Source organism: Nonomuraea sp. WAC 01424 (genome assembly GCF_003947315.1).
Taxonomy (GTDB): domain Bacteria; phylum Actinomycetota; class Actinomycetes; order Streptosporangiales; family Streptosporangiaceae; genus Nonomuraea; species Nonomuraea spiralis.
The window spans coordinates 1-16,541 of sequence record NZ_QHHZ01000015.1 but is presented as its reverse complement, the minus strand read 5'-3'; the positions used below and the strand labels follow the sequence as shown (position 1 = coordinate 16,541).

Annotated in this window: 15 protein-coding genes and 2 rRNA genes; 4 read left to right on the top strand and 13 right to left on the bottom strand. The window is 69.4% G+C overall.

Annotated features, from left to right (window positions below):
• Position 1: 1 nt before the first annotated feature.
• The 6 genes from DMB42_RS35565 to DMB42_RS53615 all read right to left on the bottom strand — a co-directional run bounded on the left by DMB42_RS35565 (position 2) and on the right by DMB42_RS53615 (position 5,925).
• On the bottom strand, positions 2 to 976 hold the full coding sequence (locus DMB42_RS35565; RefSeq protein ID WP_125642100.1) for a copper transporter: 975 nt from the start codon (positions 974 to 976) through the stop codon (positions 2 to 4).
• Positions 973 to 2,169 carry a putative cytokinetic ring protein SteA gene (gene steA / locus DMB42_RS35560; protein ID WP_125642097.1) on the bottom strand — a complete coding sequence of 399 codons (1,197 nt, stop codon included), beginning with the start codon at positions 2,167 to 2,169 and terminating at the stop codon, positions 973 to 975. Before steA ends, DMB42_RS35565 begins: the two co-directional genes overlap by 4 nt.
• Positions 2,170 to 2,242: 73 nt before the next feature.
• Positions 2,243 to 3,952, bottom strand: coding sequence for a DNA repair protein RecN (gene recN, locus DMB42_RS35555; RefSeq protein WP_125642094.1), 1,710 nt, complete (start codon positions 3,950 to 3,952; stop codon positions 2,243 to 2,245).
• Between the two features lie 91 nt (positions 3,953 to 4,043).
• Positions 4,044 to 4,946 carry an NAD kinase gene (locus tag DMB42_RS35550; RefSeq protein WP_125642091.1) on the bottom strand — a complete coding sequence of 301 codons (903 nt, stop codon included), beginning with the start codon at positions 4,944 to 4,946 and terminating at the stop codon, positions 4,044 to 4,046.
• Entirely contained in the window at positions 4,943 to 5,755 is an 813-nt protein-coding gene (locus tag DMB42_RS35545) for a TlyA family RNA methyltransferase (protein WP_125642088.1), read from the bottom strand. The genes DMB42_RS35550 and DMB42_RS35545 overlap by 4 nt, the downstream gene beginning before the upstream one ends.
• Positions 5,752 to 5,925 carry a hypothetical protein gene (locus DMB42_RS53615; protein WP_185845028.1) on the bottom strand — a complete coding sequence of 58 codons (174 nt, stop codon included), beginning with the start codon at positions 5,923 to 5,925 and terminating at the stop codon, positions 5,752 to 5,754. Before DMB42_RS53615 ends, DMB42_RS35545 begins: the two co-directional genes overlap by 4 nt.
• Before the next feature lie 127 nt (positions 5,926 to 6,052).
• Here DMB42_RS53615 and DMB42_RS35540 point away from each other — a divergent pair, with 127 nt between their 5' ends.
• Complete coding sequence (locus tag DMB42_RS35540) at positions 6,053 to 6,400, top strand: SCP2 sterol-binding domain-containing protein (RefSeq protein ID WP_125642083.1); 348 nt, start codon at positions 6,053 to 6,055, stop codon at positions 6,398 to 6,400.
• Positions 6,401 to 7,111: 711 nt separating this feature from the next.
• Here DMB42_RS35540 and DMB42_RS35535 read toward each other — a convergent pair.
• A complete protein-coding gene (locus DMB42_RS35535) occupies positions 7,112 to 8,083 on the bottom strand; it encodes an HAD-IIA family hydrolase (protein WP_125642080.1) in 972 nt (323 codons plus the stop codon).
• Positions 8,084 to 8,207: 124 nt separating this feature from the next.
• On the opposite strand from DMB42_RS35535, the gene DMB42_RS35530 reads away from it, so the two are divergent.
• On the top strand, positions 8,208 to 8,645 hold the full coding sequence (locus DMB42_RS35530; protein WP_125642076.1) for a TipAS antibiotic-recognition domain-containing protein: 438 nt from the start codon (positions 8,208 to 8,210) through the stop codon (positions 8,643 to 8,645).
• Between the two features lie 507 nt (positions 8,646 to 9,152).
• Here DMB42_RS35530 and DMB42_RS35525 read toward each other — a convergent pair.
• Positions 9,153 to 9,578, bottom strand: coding sequence for a tetratricopeptide repeat protein (locus tag DMB42_RS35525; protein WP_125642073.1), 426 nt, complete (start codon positions 9,576 to 9,578; stop codon positions 9,153 to 9,155).
• 122 nt (positions 9,579 to 9,700) lie between these two features.
• Between DMB42_RS35525 and DMB42_RS35520 the strand changes: the two genes are divergently transcribed.
• A complete protein-coding gene (locus tag DMB42_RS35520; RefSeq protein ID WP_260478143.1) occupies positions 9,701 to 11,302 on the top strand; it encodes a DUF1015 family protein in 1,602 nt (533 codons plus the stop codon).
• Between the two features lie 285 nt (positions 11,303 to 11,587).
• Here DMB42_RS35520 and DMB42_RS35515 read toward each other — a convergent pair whose 3' ends face one another.
• A complete protein-coding gene (locus DMB42_RS35515; RefSeq protein WP_125642068.1) occupies positions 11,588 to 11,980 on the bottom strand; it encodes a single-stranded DNA-binding protein in 393 nt (130 codons plus the stop codon).
• A gap of 83 nt (positions 11,981 to 12,063) precedes the next feature.
• Here DMB42_RS35515 and DMB42_RS35510 point away from each other — a divergent pair, with 83 nt between their 5' ends.
• Entirely contained in the window at positions 12,064 to 13,017 is a 954-nt protein-coding gene (locus DMB42_RS35510) for an MBL fold metallo-hydrolase (protein WP_125642065.1), read from the top strand.
• A gap of 89 nt (positions 13,018 to 13,106) precedes the next feature.
• Here the strand turns inward: DMB42_RS35510 and DMB42_RS35505 are convergent, their stop codons facing one another.
• The 4 genes from DMB42_RS35505 to DMB42_RS35495 form a co-directional block, all read right to left on the bottom strand.
• Positions 13,107 to 14,138 (bottom strand): hypothetical protein, encoded by a 1,032-nt coding sequence (locus tag DMB42_RS35505; RefSeq protein ID WP_260478142.1) that lies wholly within the window; start codon positions 14,136 to 14,138, stop codon positions 13,107 to 13,109.
• Positions 14,036 to 15,364 carry a hypothetical protein gene (locus DMB42_RS53610; protein WP_185845056.1) on the bottom strand — a complete coding sequence of 443 codons (1,329 nt, stop codon included), beginning with the start codon at positions 15,362 to 15,364 and terminating at the stop codon, positions 14,036 to 14,038. Before DMB42_RS53610 ends, DMB42_RS35505 begins: the two co-directional genes overlap by 103 nt.
• Positions 15,365 to 16,154: 790 nt before the next feature.
• Positions 16,155 to 16,271, bottom strand: a 5S ribosomal RNA gene (rrf, locus tag DMB42_RS35500).
• Between the two features lie 141 nt (positions 16,272 to 16,412).
• Positions 16,413 to 16,541: ribosomal RNA gene (locus tag DMB42_RS35495) — 23S ribosomal RNA — on the bottom strand; the annotation flags it as partial.

Sequence of the window (16,541 nt, the reverse complement as noted above, 5' to 3'; positions counted from 1 at the left end):
GTCAGCTCCCAGACTGGGTCGGTGAGGGTGTGGCGGTCTGCAACGCGGGCTGGGTGGTCGAGGCTCCCCTGCCGACGCCGTACTGGCCGACGCGCCCGTTCAGTTGCTCTCGGAGAGCGTAGACGACCACGACCCGGCCCGCGGGCATATCCACGGTATCGACGCTGGACACGCGCTTGGCGACCTCGCCATCGTCGCGCAGGGCGGTGATGGTTCCGCCGGTGGCGCCGGCGTTGGCGGCGGTGCCGGCCAGCACCTCGCCCTTGCCGCCCGCGTCGAGCCGGTCGGCGACCGACACGAGCGCGGCCAGTTGGGTCTCGGCCTGCTCGCCCTCGAACGCCTTCTCCGGCGCGAACATCACCGCCAGCGTGGCCCGTTTGGCGGGGTCGCCGTCGGTGCCGATCAGCCCGCCGGTCTCGAACCCGCTGATCACGGCCGCGGTCGCGGCGTTGGGGGTGCCCGCCTGCGCCTGGTCGGGCGTGAGCAGGGTGGACGCGAGCAGCGTGGCGGCCTTGCCCCAGACGGTCGCCGTGGACGGGAAGACCATGTCGACCGGTTTGAGCTGGTTGACCAGGCCGTCGAGCACGCCGCTGCGGTCGGGGTCGAAGAACTTCTCGGTCAGCGTGACGCGCCCGCTCACCTCGGCGCCCGCCTCCTCCAGCACCTGCTGCTCGGCCTCGCGGAACGTGGTGCTCGACGACGGCGTCTCGACCAGCAGCACGCGCTGGCCGGTCAGCTCGCCGGCCACCAGCTTCGGCGTCACGCTGGTGACGAAGGCGTCGTTGCCGGCCTCGCGGCCCTGCAACTGGTCGATCTGCACGCGCAGCTCGTCCTTCGTCTTGGTGAGCTGCGCGGTCAGCTCCTGTGCGGACTTGACCGCGGGCTCCTGCAGCAGCGTGGTCCCCAGGACGATCCCGACGGCGAGCGCCAGGAAGATCGCGACGATGGAGACGAGGTGGTAGCGAAAATCGATCACGAGAAGAGTCCGACCAGCCAGAAGATGAATGCGTTCCAGACGTCTTGCAGGCCGTTCAGCCAGGTCTGGCCGAGCGGCGACAGGAAGAGCGCGACCCCCATGGTGATCAGCGCGGTGATCACGAGCAGCAGGAGCTGGGAGGTGGTGATGCGGCTGCGGTAGAGCCTGCTCACGCCCTTGGCGTCGATGAGCTTGCTGCCGATGATCAGCCGGGTCAGGAAGGTGCTGGCCATGCCGGAACGGCCCTTGTCGAGGAACTCCTCAAGGGTGCCGTGGGTGCCGAACGCGACGTTCAGCTCGGCGCCCTTGTCGTCGGCCAGGAGCATCGCGATGTCCTCGCTGGTGCCCGTGGCCGGGAAGATGACCGCCTCGCGGCCGAGCTGATGCACCCGTTCCAGGCCGGGCGCGCGCCCGTCGCGGTAGGCGTGCACGACGAGCTCGGCGCCGCAGGTCAGTGCCTTGGTCGAGACGGAGTCGAAGTCGCCGACGATGACGTCGGGGAGGTAGCCGGCCTCCAGGAGCGCGTCGGCGCCGCCGTCGACGCCGACGAGGACCGGCCGGTATTCCCTGATGTACGGGCGAAGAGTGGCGATGTCTTCCTTGTAGTGATACCCGCGCACCACGATGAGGACGTGTCTGCCCTCCATCGAGGTGCGGATCTCAGGCACGCCGACCCCGTCGATGAGAAGCTTGCCCTCACCGCGGACGTACTCCATCGTGTTGACGGCGAAAGCCTCGATCTGGACGGCCAGCCCGGCGCGGGCCTCGGCCATGGCGGCCTCGACGGCTTCGGTCGTCTGCTCGTCGCCCTTGCCCACGACGTCGTCGTCGAGGTAGATCACGCCCTCGTGGACGCGGATGACGTCGCCGTCCTTGACCCGCTCGAACAGCTCGGGATTGGCGTTGTCGACGAACGGCACGTTCGCGTCCAGCAAAATCTGGGGCCCCAGGTTGGGGTAACGGCCGCTGATGCCCGAGGCGACGTTCACCACGGCCGCCGCGCCGCACGCGACGAGCGCCTCCGCGCTGACCCGGTCAACGTCGACATGGTCGATAATCGCTATTTCCCCGGGCTGGAGGCGTTTCGTGAGCCTCTTGGTACGCCGGTCGATTCTCGCCACTGCCGTTACACCGGGAAGGTCCCCGACCTTCCTGCCACGGAGGCCCGGCAACTTGCTCCCCGGAACCTTCATCAAGACCATCCTGCCAGAGGGAAACAGCGCGGAGGCCAAGCACTACACGGCGTGTCCACTATGTCACACCGAATCACCTGTCAGCCGCTGCCAGCCCCAGCAGCTCCTCCGCGTGGGCCCGGCCCAGCTCGGAGTCCTCCAGACCGGCCAGCATGCGGGACAGTTCGCGTACGCGCCCCTCGTGGTTGAGCGTGACGACGCCGCTGCGTACGACGCTGCCGTCGCTCGCCTTCTCGACGACCAGATGCTGGTCGGCGAAGGCGGCGACCTGGGGAAGGTGGGTGACGACTATCACCTGCGCGGTGCGCGCCAGCCTGGCCAGCCGCCGCCCGATCTCGACCGCGGCCTTGCCGCCGACCCCCGCGTCGACCTCGTCGAACACGAACGTCGGCACCGGATCGGCGCCGGCGAACACGACCTCGATGGCGAGCATGACCCGGCTCAGCTCACCGCCGGAGGCGCCCTTGTTGAGCGGCAGCGGCGGGGCGGCCGGATGGGCGGCCATCCGCAGCTCCACCTCGTCGACGCCCTCCGGGCCGAACTCGTCGCTCTGGGTGAGCTGGACCACGACCCTGGCGTGGGGCATGGCCAGCGCGGTCAGCTCCTCGGTCACGGCCTGACCGAACCGCTCGGCGGCGGTCTCGCGCACCTTGGTGAGCTCGGCGGCCAGGGTGGTGAGCCTGGCGGTGAGCTCCTCGTACTCGCGGGTGAGCTCCTCGATGCGCTCGTCGTCGCCTTCGAGCTCGGTCAGGCGGGTGGCCGCCTGCTGGGCCCAGGCCAGCACCCCGGCGCTGTCCTCGGCGTACTTCCTGATCAGGCTGGACAACACCGACCGGCGCTCCTGCACCGCCGCGAGACGGCCCGGATCGGCCTCGATGGACTCGGCGTAGGCCGCCAGGTCGGTGGCCACGTCGGAGATGAGGTATCCGGCCTCGGCGAGCCGGTCGGCCACGCCCGCGAGCTGGGCGTCGTAGTCGCGCACGGCCTCGACGGCCGCGCGGGCCTCGCCGAGCAGCGAGACCACGTCGCGGGCGCCGCCCGCGGCCTCCATCGGGTCGCCGAGCAGCGCGGTGTGGGACGTGGTCGCGGCGCTGCGCAGCGGGTCGGCGTGGGAGAGGCGCTCCTCCTCCTCCCGCAGGCCGACGTCCTCGCCCGGCTTGGGGTCGACCTTCTCGATCTCCTCCAGGCCGAACCGCAGCCGGTCGGCCTCCTGAACGCGCTCCCTGGCCTTGGTGGTCAGCTCGTCGAGCAGCGCCCCCACCTGCTTGTGCCGTTTGTACGCCTGCGAGTACGCCCGCAACGGCTTGACCAGCTCGTTGCCCGCGTAGCGGTCGAGCGCGCCGCGCTGCCTGGCGGCCTGCAGCAGCCGCTGCTGGTCCATCTGCCCGTGCACCGCCACCAGGTCGTCGGCCAGGTAGGTCAATGTGCCGACGGGCACCGTACGGCCCCCGAGCCAGGCCCTGGAGCGGCCCTCGGCGGAGACGGCGCGGGAGATGATCAGCTCGCCGTCCTCGACCTCACCGCCGATGTCCTCGACCTGCTGGGCGACCCGGCCGCCGGACTCGATGACGAGCGTGCCCTCGACGGTCGCCCGGTCGGCTCCCGGACGGATGCGCGAGGGGTCGGCCCGCCCGCCGAACAGCAGCCCGAGCCCCGTGACGACCATCGTCTTGCCCGCGCCGGTCTCGCCGGTGACCACGTTGAAGCCCGGCGAAAGCTCGAGAACGGCCTCGTCGATGACGCCGAGCCCCTGGATGCGGACCTCCTCGACCCTTGGTCGCACTGCCCACTCCCGTCACTGCCGTGCCTGATGGCCGGGGTGTCTCCGGTCACCTGTTGCCCACGTGATCCTACGCGGTCTGCCCCCCATTCATTCAGGGTCGCACTCTCCCGCGCCATCCCTGAACCGGTAGTTCGAACTTGGCGACCAGCCGGTCGGTGAACGGCGCGCCGGTGGCCTCCACGCCGTGCAGGCGGGCCAGGCGTACCGGCTCGGCGCCCCGGCGAACCTCCACGCGTGAACCCGAGGGCAGCTCGAAACGGCGGCGTCCGTCGCACCACAGGACGCCGCCCGGAGTGTCCGGAAGGATCTCCACGGCCATCGTGGACCGGGGCGAGACCACCAGCGGGCGGGCGAACAGCGCGTGGGCACTGATCGGCACCAGGAGCAGCGCCTCCACCTCCGGCCAGACCACCGGCCCGCCGGCCGAGAACGCGTACGCGGTCGAACCCGTAGGAGTGGCGCATATCACGCCGTCGCAGCCCCACCGGGACAGCGGCCGCCCGTCGATCTCGGCGACCACCTCCAGCATGCGTTCCTGCTTTTCCACGGTGACCTCGTTGAGCGCCCACGTGTCTGCGATCATCCGGCCGTTCTGCCTGGCCAGGACGTCGATCGTCATACGCTCCTCGACGTCGTAGCGCCCGGCGACCACGCTGTCGACCGCCGAGGCCAGGTCGGCCACCTCGGCCTCGGCCAGGAACCCGACATGACCGAGATTGACCCCGAGCAGCGGCGTTCCGGCGGGTTTGGCCAGCTCGGCCGAGCGCAGCAGCGAACCGTCGCCGCCGAGCACGATCATGACCTCGGCGTCCTTGGCCGAGCCCGGGTCGTCGCTGGGCACGACCTCCACCCCGCCGCAGCCGATGTCACCGGCCTCGGTGTCCAGGACACGTACGTTGATGCCCGCGTCGACCAGCCGGTTGATGACCAGGCGGGCGCTCTCGACGGCGGCACCCCGCCCGGTGTGGACGGCTACCAGCACGGTCCGGTTCATTGCGGCCCTTCCGCGACGGCACGCTGGATCTCGGCGTCGAGCTCGGCGACGGGCGGCTCACCCTCTCCTTTGCCCAACCAGAGCAGATATTCGACATTTCCGGAAGGGCCGGGCAGCGGGCTCGCGGTCACGCCCCGCACGCTCAGCCCCAGCTCCCGCGCCTTGGCCGCGGCGTCACGCACCGAGCGGGCCCGCAGCTCGGGATCGCGCACCACCCCGCCCGCGCCCACAAGCTCCTTGCCCACCTCGAACTGCGGCTTGACCAGCATCACGAAATCGGCCCGCGGCGCGGCGACCTGCGCCAGCGCGGGCAGCACGAGCCGCAGCGAGATGAACGACAGGTCGCCCACGACCAGCGTGGGCGGCTCGCCGACCATCTCGGGGGTCAGGTCGCGGACGTTGACGCGTTCCATCACCGTCACCCGCTCGTCGGTGCGCAACGACCAGGCGAGCTGACCGTAGCCGACGTCGACGGCGAGCACCTGCGCCGCGCCGCGGCGCAGCAGCACGTCGGTGAACCCCCCCGTGGAGGCGCCCGCGTCGAGGCACCTGCGCCCCTCCACCGACAGGCTCTTGAACGCCTCCAGCGCCCCGAGCAGTTTGTGCGCTCCCCGCGAAACGTAATCGGGCCCGTCGGCCGACTCGGCGACGACGATGGCCGAGGCGGTGTCGACCTGCGTCGCGGGCTTGCGCGCCTGCTGCCCGCCCACGCTGACCCGCCCGTCCTCGATGAGCTGGGCGGCCTGCTCACGCGACCTGGCCAGGCCCCGCCGCACCAGCTCGCTGTCGAGACGAATCCTCCGGCTCACCGCTCGCCCAGCGCCTCGTCGCCCGCACCCGCGAGCGTGGACTCCAGCCCGGCGAAAGCCTCGTCGAAGACCGCCACGTGCTCGTGCACCGGCAGCTCGCCCACACGACCGAGATCGGCCACGATGGCGTCGACCCGCTCGTCACCGGTCTCCTCCGGCAGCTCAGTCATGACTCGACCGTAACGCCTCGGGCGAGCGCCCGGGACCTTGGCAGGCGTGTCACACGTTGAAGCTCATACGGGGGTGCTAGTGATGTGGAACGCTACCGACCGCAAAGGGAAAGAAAGGATGCCCAACATGGCAAGCGTCGAGGAGTGCCGGGCGGCACTCGCCAGGCTCGTCGCCCAGTTCGACGAGATCGGCGCGGAGGATCGTGCCAAACACGTGGTCGAGCGCACGGTCAGCGCCCGGGTGTCCGACCTCGACATGATCTTCTACGGGCGGCTGCACCACGGGGGGCTCGACCCGTTCACCGAGGACCCGCCCGCGGGCGGCAGACCGGCCGACGTCAAGATCACTATTGTCAGCGACGACCTGATCGCGCTCGTCGACGGCGAACTGGACCTGGCCCGTGCCCTGCTCGGGGGCCGGGTGAAGATCGACGCGAGCTTCGGCGACCTGCTGCGCCTGCGTAAGCTGATCTGAGAGCCGGACGTCCCGAGCCATTTAATGCGTTCATTAACCATTAGGCGACGAGCGAACACTTGCCCCGGCCACCAACACCGACCGGCTCGCCAAAGGCCGCCGCCCCTCACGATTCCTCCCGCGTCTGCCCGCCCCCAGAGGGCAGACGATCGGACGCCGTCCACGCCACGCCGCATGTATGCGCTGGTCCGGACGTACGCCGGTACGTGCAGGCCACGGTCTGCTGAACGGCAGAAGAGAGCCCGAAAGCGAGACGAGCCGTCTCTCGCGTGCTACCGGCAGCCGACGCTGAAGCCGCACGTCGCCACAATCGTCGGCCTGCTGGCGAAATGGCCGACGGATTGCTCCAGAAGAGCTCGGGCGGTGCGAAGAGACCCCTCAACCTGCCCAGCGTCGTCTCTCATCACAGCGGCTCCCCAGCGACCTTCACCCGACACCGCAGACGATCCGGCCCCGCTCATCCACCCCCGAACAGCCCCGCACCCCCATCGATGCCCGGAGGACCCTGCCCACAGAGCACCACCCTGTGGCTTCGCCCGATACCGCAAACGACCCGAAGCGTTCACTCGACGCCGCAGAGGCCCGGAAGCCTCTACCCGACGCCGCTGACACGCGGCAGCCTTACCCGATGCCGCAGAGGCCCGGCAGCGTTCACCCAATGCCGCCGACGCCCGGAAGCCTTCACTCGACGCCGCAGACACCCGGCAGCGTTCACCCGATGCGCTCCAGAACCTCCTTGACCGCATCCTCCTCGACCTGCCCCTCTCCCGCGGCCGTCCAGGCGGCGTCGCAGGCCGCGCGCAGCCCGTCGATCCGGGCGCCTTCCCCTTCGAGCCGCAGCACGCCGTCCCGCCACGTGGCCCGCCACCCTCCGCAGGCCCCCTCTCGCACCTCGGGATAGGGCTGGAGCAACGCGCCGAGGTCCTCGGCGAGGTACGTCGGCCGATGCCGAGGTGCGGCGGTCAGCACGTCGAGCGGCGTGGCCACCCCGGTGAGCACCAGCAGGCTCTCCACCCCCGCGTTGGACGCCCCCTCGATGTCAGTGTCCAGCCGATCCCCCACCACCAGCGGCCGCCGGGCACCCGTACGGATCATCGACTCCCGGTGCAACGGCGGATCCGGCTTGCCCGCGTAAACCGGCTCAACCCCGGTGGCAGCGGCGATGACCCGGACCATCGCCCCGTTTCCCGGCAGTTCGCCCCGCCCGGTCGGCATGGTGCTGTCACCGTTGGACGCCACGAACAACGCCCCCTGCCGTACGGCCAGCGCCCCCTCCGACAGCAGCCCGTACGACAAGCCGGGGGCGATCCCCTGAACCACCGCGACAGGCGACTCGGTCGCGGTGGACACCGGCCTGAGCCCCCGGTCCCGTACGGCCATCCGCAACCCCGACCCGCCCACGACCAGCACGGCGGCTCCGGGAGCCACCCGCTCGGCGACCAGTCGCGCGGCCGCCTGCGCCGAGGTCACGACATCGACCGCCGTAGCCGGAACGCCGAGCTCCCGCAGGTGGGCGGCGATGGCGGCGGGCGTCCGCGAGGCGTTGTTGGTCACGTACGCGAGCCGTATCCCCTTGCCCTGCGCCTCCTCCAGCGCCTGCCTGGCCCCGGGCACCGCATGACGTCCGAGGTAGACCACGCCGTCAAGGTCGAGCAGCAGGGTGTCATAGCCGTCAATCAGCACAGCGCCTCTTCCCGTTGACTCTCACGCCGCGTGAGACTTTAGCGTCGCGTTCGTACCCCGCCACAGGTCGCCCTCGCACCCGAAGGCGGGAAACCTCTTCCTCTGCCCGACCGAAAGGACGACCATGTCCGGCAAGCTCAACCTCACAGCCGAGGAACACGCAGAAGTCTTCGGCGACTTCGCCCATGACGCAAACGCGGCGGAGGCCGAGGAACGCTGGGGCGGCACGCAGGCCTGGGCCGAATCCGCGCGCCGCATGTCGTCGTACACGAAGGATGACTGGCAGCGGTACAAGGCGGAAGCGTCCGCCCTCTCGGCCCGCCTCTCCGACGCCATGAACGCCGGCGTCCCCGCCGACAGCGACCATGCGATGGACCTGGCCGAAGAACACCGCGCCCACATCTCCCGCTGGTTCTACGACTGCACGTACGAGATCCACCGCGGCCTGGCCGACCTGTACGTCTCCGACCCCCGCTTCACCGCCGCCTTCGACCGCACCTCCTCCGGCCTCGCCGCCTACCTCCGAACCGCCATCCTCACCAACACCGACCGCCACACCTGACCCTCCGCACCGCAGCCTCTCCCGCAACACCGCCCCCACGGCCACCCTCCCGCGGAGGCAACGAGACAGCTCAAATCCGGCCCCCCCCATACAAGACAGGAGAGGTAAGAAGGGATCCCGACAGAAGCATCCGGCCCTCGGTTCACGTGACAACGACCGCAGACGAACTTCTTCGCGTTCGAGCCACCGGTCATGACCCAGCCGTGCCCCCCTTGCCTCGTATCGCAAGGCCCCCTGAAAGGGGCGCGCTCTGGCCCCTGAACGACCGCCCCACCACAGTGAACACTTCCGCCGCGGCCGGGAACTCGTCCCCCAAGCCCCCGAGCGATCGCGACGGTATGCCCCTGAGCATCACGACAACCGACAGCCGCTAACAACGACGGACAGCCCTGTCTCGATCCAAGGCAGTTGTGTCACGGACATCACCCGATCGCCCGGCGGCCCTCGCAGACCTTCCCGCCTCACGATCGCCCGGACCGTCAAGCGCCCGCCCCCGGCCTACAACACCTACATCTCCCGACGAGCCCTCAACGTCGCACGAACACTCTTCAAAGCCGACACATAGTGCCGCTCATCCGGCCGCATGGCCACCGCGATGGCAAGCGGCTCCTGAGCCCCTTCCAGATCACCGGTACGCCACAACGACAGCCCGAGCCCGAAGTACGCATAATCCTCAGCCGGATTCGCATCCACGATCTGCCGAAAGCTGGCCGCGGCCTCCGCGTACTGGCGGGAGTTGAACTGCGCCCGTGCCAGAGCCTCAAGGATGCTGCGCGACTGGGGCTCAGCCGCAGCCGCCCGCTCCAGCAACGCCGCCGCAGCCGCCGGGCTCCCCTCCTTCAGCAGCTTCACACCACGCTGGTACCAGTCGTAAACGCCGCCCCCGGGAGCGCCGCCCAAGGACTCATCGTGACCATTTCCGCCCTGAACCATGCGTGAGGACTCCTTCATCGCTGGACGACGAACCACGCTGCCACGTCGCCGCGGAGGGGCGCGGCAGGGAACGATTGGGGCAACTTCCGGAAGGCGCAAGCATTTATGGGAGCATGCCCGGTATGGGGATTCCTGAACTGCCGGTGCCGGACGGGCTGGTGCTACGGCCCTTCCGAGGCGTACGTTTCGCTGTCGAAGATCCCGCCAAGGTGACCTCCCCACCGTACGACCTGATCAGCGACGCGGACGTCGAATCCCTCCTCGCCTCTCACCCGAACAACGTCGTCCGCCTCATCCTTCCCTGCAACCCCGGAGCGACACCCTCCGCTGACGGCAGCGCCCCCGGTCGCCCAACCGGTACCCCGCTCAAGCTCGACCACCGGACCGACGTACCACTCGAAGCCCGGTACGCCGAGGCCAGGGACACGCTGAGGGCCTGGCTGGATGCCGGCGTCCTGGTCGCCGACGACACCCCCGCCTTGTACGTGTACGAACAGAGCGGCCCTCACGTCCTTCAGCGCGGCCTGATCGGCGACGTCGGCCTGATCGACCCCACCCAGCGGGTCATCCTTCCCCACGAAGACGTCATGCCCGGCCCCATCGCCGACCGGCTGGCCCTCATGAGCACCACCGAAGCCAACCTCGAACCCATCTTCCTCCTCTACAACGGCGAGCACGGCAGTGCCACCCGCCTGGTGGACGAGGTAGCCGGCAAGCGACCGCCTCTCATCGCGGCCGAAACCGAGGACGGCCTCACCCACCGGCTCTGGGCGATCACCGACCAGGCCGAGATCGCCGCCATCAACGCCGACCTCCGCAACCGCCAAGCCTTGATCGCCGACGGCCACCACCGATACGCGACCTACCGCGTCCTCCAGCGCCAGGAACACGCCGCCCGCCAAGCTCTGCGCGACGGAACCCCCCAGAACGAACCTCTGCGCGAGCCGTCAACCGAGCCCTCGGCCTCCCCAGACCAGCACTACAACAAGCCCCCCACGCCGCCGGACGAACCCGCCACCCCCTCAGAACGCTCCGTAAGCCCTTCTCCCAGCCCAGTCGCCTCGATCCGCCACGAGCTGACCGACCACCTGGCTCATCCGTCAGATGAGCCGGCCTCCCCCGACCAGCCCACGGCGAACGCACCCCGCCAGGCGCTGGGCCCGTGGGACTTCGGCCTGGCCCTGATCGTCGACTCCGCCGCCTACCCTCCGGACCTCAAGGCCATCCACCGCGTGATCCCCGGTCTCCCCCTGACCGAGGCCACAGCCAGAGCCAGGGGCTCGTGGCAGGTGCACGACTACGACGACCTGGCGCAGGGCCTGGAGGCGCTTGAGAACACCGCCGAACCCGCCTTCCTGCTCGCTGGAGAAGGCGGCGCCCACCTGCTCACCGATCCCGACCCGGTGCAGCTCAACCTGGCGATGCCCGATCGACATTCGGACCGCTGGAACTCGCTGAACACCTCCATCCTCACGGAGTTCATCATGCCGAAGGTGTGGGGAATGAGGGACGACGACCAGGCCGTACGCATCGTCCACCATGACACCGAGGCGGCACTGCGGCTCGCGATCCGTACGGGCGGCACAGCGGTCATCCTCAAGCCGCTGAAGGTCGACGACGGGCTCGCGGTCGCCGCAGGCGGCGAACGAGTGCCCCGCAAGTCCACCTCCTTCGGCCCGAAGCCACGAACCGGCCTCGTCCTACGCACCTTCGCCATCGACTGACCCACCCCCCTGACTCGCGCCCTAGCCCCGCACCCGCCTCCGTCCCGCTCCGCAGCGCCTGCCCGCCCCGCCCCGCCCTGCCGTCACGGAGGCGAGCCATCTCACCGGCCCCTCCGTCTTCCCGCCCCTCCCCACGCATGCCGCAGCACCCGCGGGGAGGGCCAGAGCGAGTTCACGCCCTCTGTCCTCTGTCAGCGCGGGGACGTGAGCAACCCACCTCGCACAGGCCCACGTCCCCTGAGACAGCTCAGAACGCCATCGCCGGCGCCGGCGCCGTGAGCGAACTCACCCCGCCGCAGCCAACTGAGCCACCTTGCGCGGCCCCCGGCTCGGAACCGCCTCCTCGGACGGCTCGGACATGGCGCCCTCGACCGGGGTTACGGTGCTCACCTCCACCTCGTACCGGAAGGTCTTGGCGGCGGCCGGGCCGAAGACGCGGCAGCGGAACGCCCCCGTGACCTCGATGAAGTCGCGAGGCATGAGACCTCGTACGATCTCCGCCACTTCGGGATCGAAGGTGATGCACGGAATGCTGTCGGTGAGGGCCGGGCCTCGCCTGTGCCTCCGGCGGCGGCGTACGATGACGCGCCATTTCGTGGCCGTGTCGCCGCTCGGCATCTCGTATTCCTCGACAGCCGCGGACAGCCGCCCCACCAGCACGACCTCGTTCCGATCCATTGTCGTCCTCCCGTTTGTGTTCCGGTGGAGATCACTCTCTACGATGAGGGGAAGCCCGGATCGATACGAACGTCGTTCTGGGGATGACGGATGTACGCGCGGGAGTGCCTGTGGACAACATCACCGCACTAGGCGGCGACGTCTATGAGATCGACACCAAGATGGCCGGATACTCGGGCATCACCGCCGGCTACCTGATCCTGGGGGACCGGCCGTGCCTGGTGGAGACGGGCACCTCGACTTCGGCGCCTGTCGTACGCGACGCGCTCGCCTCGCTCGGTGTCGGCCCCGACGACCTGGCGACCGTGGTCGTGACCCATATCCACCTGGATCATGCGGGCGGTGTGGGCGACATCGCGAGGTTCTTCCCCTCGGCGCAGGTCGTCGTACATGAGAAGGGTGCGCGCCATCTGGCAGACCCGTCACGTCTCATGGCGAGCGCCCGAATGGTCTGGGGCGACCAGCTCGACACCCTCTTCGGCGAACTGTCCCCCACCGAAGCCGAGCGCATCGTCGCCCTAGGCGACACCGGAGCCATCGACCTGGGCAACGGCCGCACGCTGAGCAGCCACTACTCGCCCGGTCACGCCAAGCACCACGTCGGCCTGATCGATTCCGCCACCGGCGACCTGTACGTCGGCGACGCCGCGGGCGTGTACCTGCCGCAGACCGGCGACCTGCGCCCCGCCACGCCGCCGCCGGACTTCGACCTCAAGACGGCACTCGACTCGATCGCACTGTTCAAGGCACTTGGCCCGCAACGGTTGCTGTTCAGCCATTACGGCCCGGTCGGCGCCGTACAGGAGACGCTTGAGCGATCCGCAGAAGAGCTCCGCGTCTGGGTGGATTTCACCCGCCAGGCACACTCAGAGGGCCTGGACCTCGACCACGCGGTCGCGATGGTCGCCGACCGTACCAAGGAGCGCTACGTCGCCCTGCAGTCGGACGACGCGACGGCCGAGCAGTTCGAACTGCTGAGTGGCGCGCCTTCCAACGTCGCGGGAATCCTCCACTGGCTCAACCGCGTCGAACGATGACGACCCGCACAACCAACTGACCAGACCCCAGACAAGACAAAAGCTCCGCCGCACCCCAAACCAGCAGGGGTACGGCGGAGCAGCAACACCTAGTCGTCCTTCTTCTTCGGCTGGTCCTGAGCGGATTCATCCGTCTCGTCGTCCAGTACGTCACCGAAGTTCGGCTCGATGAACGCCGGCGTGATCCCCGGAGTCTCGGCCTCGACCTCGACCTCGGCCTCGGTTTCGGCCGCCGCCGGCTCCTCCTCCTGGACGGCATCCTCGTCCAGCGAATCTTCAGCCTCAGCCGGAGCCTCGGCCTCCGCCTGAGGCTCAGGCTCAGGCTCGGCGCTCAGGAGGTCGCCCGCTTCGGCCAGGGCCTCGGCGTCCTCTTCCTCCTCCTCAGCCAGGTTGCCCTCCTCGGCGACGCCGGCGTCGTCGAAGTCGTCCTCCTCGTCGAAGTCCTCCTCGACGTCCTCGATGACGGCACCGGTCAGCTCGGCGTACCGCTCGGCAGCTTCCGTCTCACCATCCTCGTCGAAGGCCATCGCCCGGGCGAACCAGTCGGTCGCCGCCTCCTGGTGACCGGCGTCGGCCAGCGCGTCCGCGTAAGCGAACGCGAGCCGCGCCGACCACGGCTTGGGCTGCGGGTCGCGCAGCTCGGGCAGGCGCTGGAGGGTGATCACGGCCGCGTCCTGCTGGCCGAGGTCACGCCGGGCGCCCGACTCGACGATGGTCAGCTCGATGCGTCCGGCCCGGTCGAGGCGCTCCGCCTCCGGCGAACGTACGAGATCGATGGCCCGCTCCGGACGGCCCAGACCGCGCTCGCAGTCGGCCATGACTGGCAGGTACGCCTCCGACCCCGTCATCCTCCTGGCGGCGCGCAGATCGCTGAGCGCCTCCGAGAAGTGTCCAGCCCGATAGGCGACGATGCCCGCGGCCTCACGTACGACACCGATGCGCGCGGCGAACCGGCGCGCCACCTTGGTGTGTTCGTGAGCCTTGTCGGGATCGTCCTCCTCCAGGGCGCGCTCCGCGGCTACCAGGTGCCTGCCGACCAGGTCGGAGAGGTCTCCCGGCAGGGAACGCAACTCCTCACGCACTTCCTTGTCGAGCTCCTCCGCGGTGATGTCCGGCGCCACCTCGGGCAGCCTCTCGCGCTGCGGAGCCTCGGACTCGCGGTCGTCCCGGCCGTACCTGGCACGGGTGCCCCCGCCCGGACGCTCCCCACGGTCATCACGCGAGAACGGACGCGACTCGCGGTAACCGCCCTCACGACGAGGCCCGTAGGAGTTGTCGCGACGCGGGCCACGGTCGAAGCCCTCCCTACCAGGACCGCGGTCGAAACCCTCACTGCGCGGCCCCCGGTCGGAGCCTTCCCGACGCGGACCACGATCGCCGAAGCGGTCGTCACGGCGCTCCCCGTAACCACTGCCCTCGCGGCGCGGACCACGGTCAAAGCCCTCACGACGCGGACCACGGTCGTCACCCTCACGACGCGGCCCGCGATCGAAGCCCTCGCGGCGCGGACCACGGTCAAAGCCCTCACGACGCGGACCACGGTCGTCACCCTCACGACGCGGCCCACGATCGAAGCCCTCACGACGCGGACCACGATCGAAGCCCTCACGACGCGGACCACGGTCGTCACCTTCACGACGCGGCCCCCGATCGAAGCCCTCACGACGCGGACCACGATCGAAGCCCTCACGACGCGGACCACGATCGAAGCCCTCACGACGCGGACCACGGTCGTCACCTTCACGACGCGGCCCCCGATCGAAGCCCTCGCGGCGCGGACCACGATCGAAGCCCTCACGACGCGGACCACGGTCGTCACCTTCACGACGCGGCCCCCGATCGAAGCCCTCACGACGCGGACCGCGATCGTCACCTTCACGACGCGGACCGCGGTCACCGTAACCGCCGCCCTCTCGCCGAGGAACGCGCCCCTGGTAAGGACGACGCTCGTCACCCTCACGACGGGGGCCACGGTCGAAGCCCTCCCTGCGCGGGCCACGGTCGTACCCTTCGCGGCGCGGACCGCGGTCACCGTAACCGCCGCCCTCACGCCGAGGCCCGCGGTCCTGGTAAGGACGACGCTCATCGCCCTCGCGGCGCGGCCCGCGGTCGTCACGATCCCGGAAGGGACGACGCTCGTCACCTTCGCGGCGCGGCCCGCGATCGAAGCCCTCACGACGAGGCCCTCGGTCGTCACCCTCACGACGCGGACCACGATCAAAACCTTCTCTACGCGGCCCGCGATCGCCGTACCGGCTCTCGCGACGCTCGCCGCCCTCGCGGCGCTCGCCGAAACCGCCCTCGCGGCGCTCGCCGTAACCACCCTCGCGGCGCGGCCCGCGGTCATCCCGGTCGCGGTAGGAGCGGCCCTCGTCCCGGGAACCACCCTCACGACGCGGCCCGCGCTCGCCGCTCGAGCCCTCTCCGCCTCGGGGCGCACTGTCCTCGCGGTTGTACGGACGCGGCCGGCCCTCGGAACGGAACGGACGATCGCCACCGGAATCACGCCCGCGAGAGCCGTATCCCCCAGTCCTGCCGCCGCCAGAGCGCCTGTCCCCGTAGTCGCCGCGCCCGCGCTGTCCGCCGTCCGATCCGTTATCTCTGTTCACTTCTGGTCCATTTCCTTGGCTCACTCAGCGGACTCACAACGGCGGTCCACCGTGGCTGGTCGCTGCCCGCCCTCGGGCCTTACGCGACGAAGGCCACCCGTGGAGGTGGCCCGGTCCCCCCAGCCTAGCAAGCCCCCGAACGTTCACGAGCCCACCAGACCTCCGCACAAACCTTCCGGCCAGCGAGAACCTGGTCAACAACCTCACCCGCCACCGCACCACTCTCGCCCAAGAATTTGGCACGCGATTTCGCGAACGACTTACCGGGAAGAGCACTTGGCTGCATTTCGAGGAAGACATGATGTTGCACCCTCCGGACGATTGGCCGGCCATTCACATCGCTAGGCGAAACGACAATGCCAAACACACCGAAGCTTGCGAGAGGACGCTCACACCCGAGCGACCGCCAGGCCGCAACTACCCGAACCGTCTTACCCCTAGGACGCGCACGACCAGCACCGGGACGGCTGGCATCCCAACGCAAAGAAGGCCCCACACCTAGCCGTGTGGGGCCTTCTTTGAAAGATTGTCCGGCGGTGACCTACTCTCCCACACCCTCCCGAGTGCAGTACCATCGGCGCAGAGAAGCTTAACTTCCGGGTTCGGAATGTAACCGGGTGTTTCCTTCCCGCAATAACCGCCGTAACTCTATGAAACTGTCAAGCGTGTGCCGCTTGCTGTTTCAGAATTGCATAGTGGACGCGGGCAAGAATTTCCTTGGTGTGGCGCAGCTCCGGACCCGGCGAAGAGTAACAGAGCGCAGCACACACCAAAGCAATATGCTTTGTGGTCAAGTCCTCGGCCTATTAGTACCGGTCAGCTCCACACGTTACCATGCTTCCACCTCCGGCCTATCAACCCGGTCGTCTACCGGGAGCCTTACCCACTCACGTGGTGGGAGACCTCATCTCAAGG

Excerpts from the sequence above, each read along its gene's own strand:
- DMB42_RS35510 (WP_125642065.1), top strand. The coding sequence starts at position 12,064 with ATGACGGATGTACGCGCGGGAGTGCCTGTGGACAACATCACCGCACTA.
- DMB42_RS35540 (WP_125642083.1), top strand. The coding sequence starts at position 6,053 with ATGGCAAGCGTCGAGGAGTGCCGGGCGGCACTCGCCAGGCTCGTCGCC.
- DMB42_RS35520 (WP_260478143.1), top strand. The coding sequence starts at position 9,701 with ATGGGGATTCCTGAACTGCCGGTGCCGGACGGGCTGGTGCTACGGCCC.
- DMB42_RS35525 (WP_125642073.1), bottom strand. The coding sequence starts at position 9,578 with ATGGTTCAGGGCGGAAATGGTCACGATGAGTCCTTGGGCGGCGCTCCC.
- DMB42_RS35515 (WP_125642068.1), bottom strand. The coding sequence starts at position 11,980 with ATGGATCGGAACGAGGTCGTGCTGGTGGGGCGGCTGTCCGCGGCTGTC.
- DMB42_RS53610 (WP_185845056.1), bottom strand. The coding sequence starts at position 15,364 with ATGACCGCGGGCCGCGCCGCGAGGGTGGTTACGGCGAGCGCCGCGAGG.
- DMB42_RS35530 (WP_125642076.1), top strand. The coding sequence starts at position 8,208 with ATGTCCGGCAAGCTCAACCTCACAGCCGAGGAACACGCAGAAGTCTTC.
- steA (WP_125642097.1), bottom strand. The coding sequence starts at position 2,169 with ATGAAGGTTCCGGGGAGCAAGTTGCCGGGCCTCCGTGGCAGGAAGGTC.
- DMB42_RS35550 (WP_125642091.1), bottom strand. The coding sequence starts at position 4,946 with ATGAACCGGACCGTGCTGGTAGCCGTCCACACCGGGCGGGGTGCCGCC.
- DMB42_RS53615 (WP_185845028.1), bottom strand. The coding sequence starts at position 5,925 with ATGACTGAGCTGCCGGAGGAGACCGGTGACGAGCGGGTCGACGCCATC.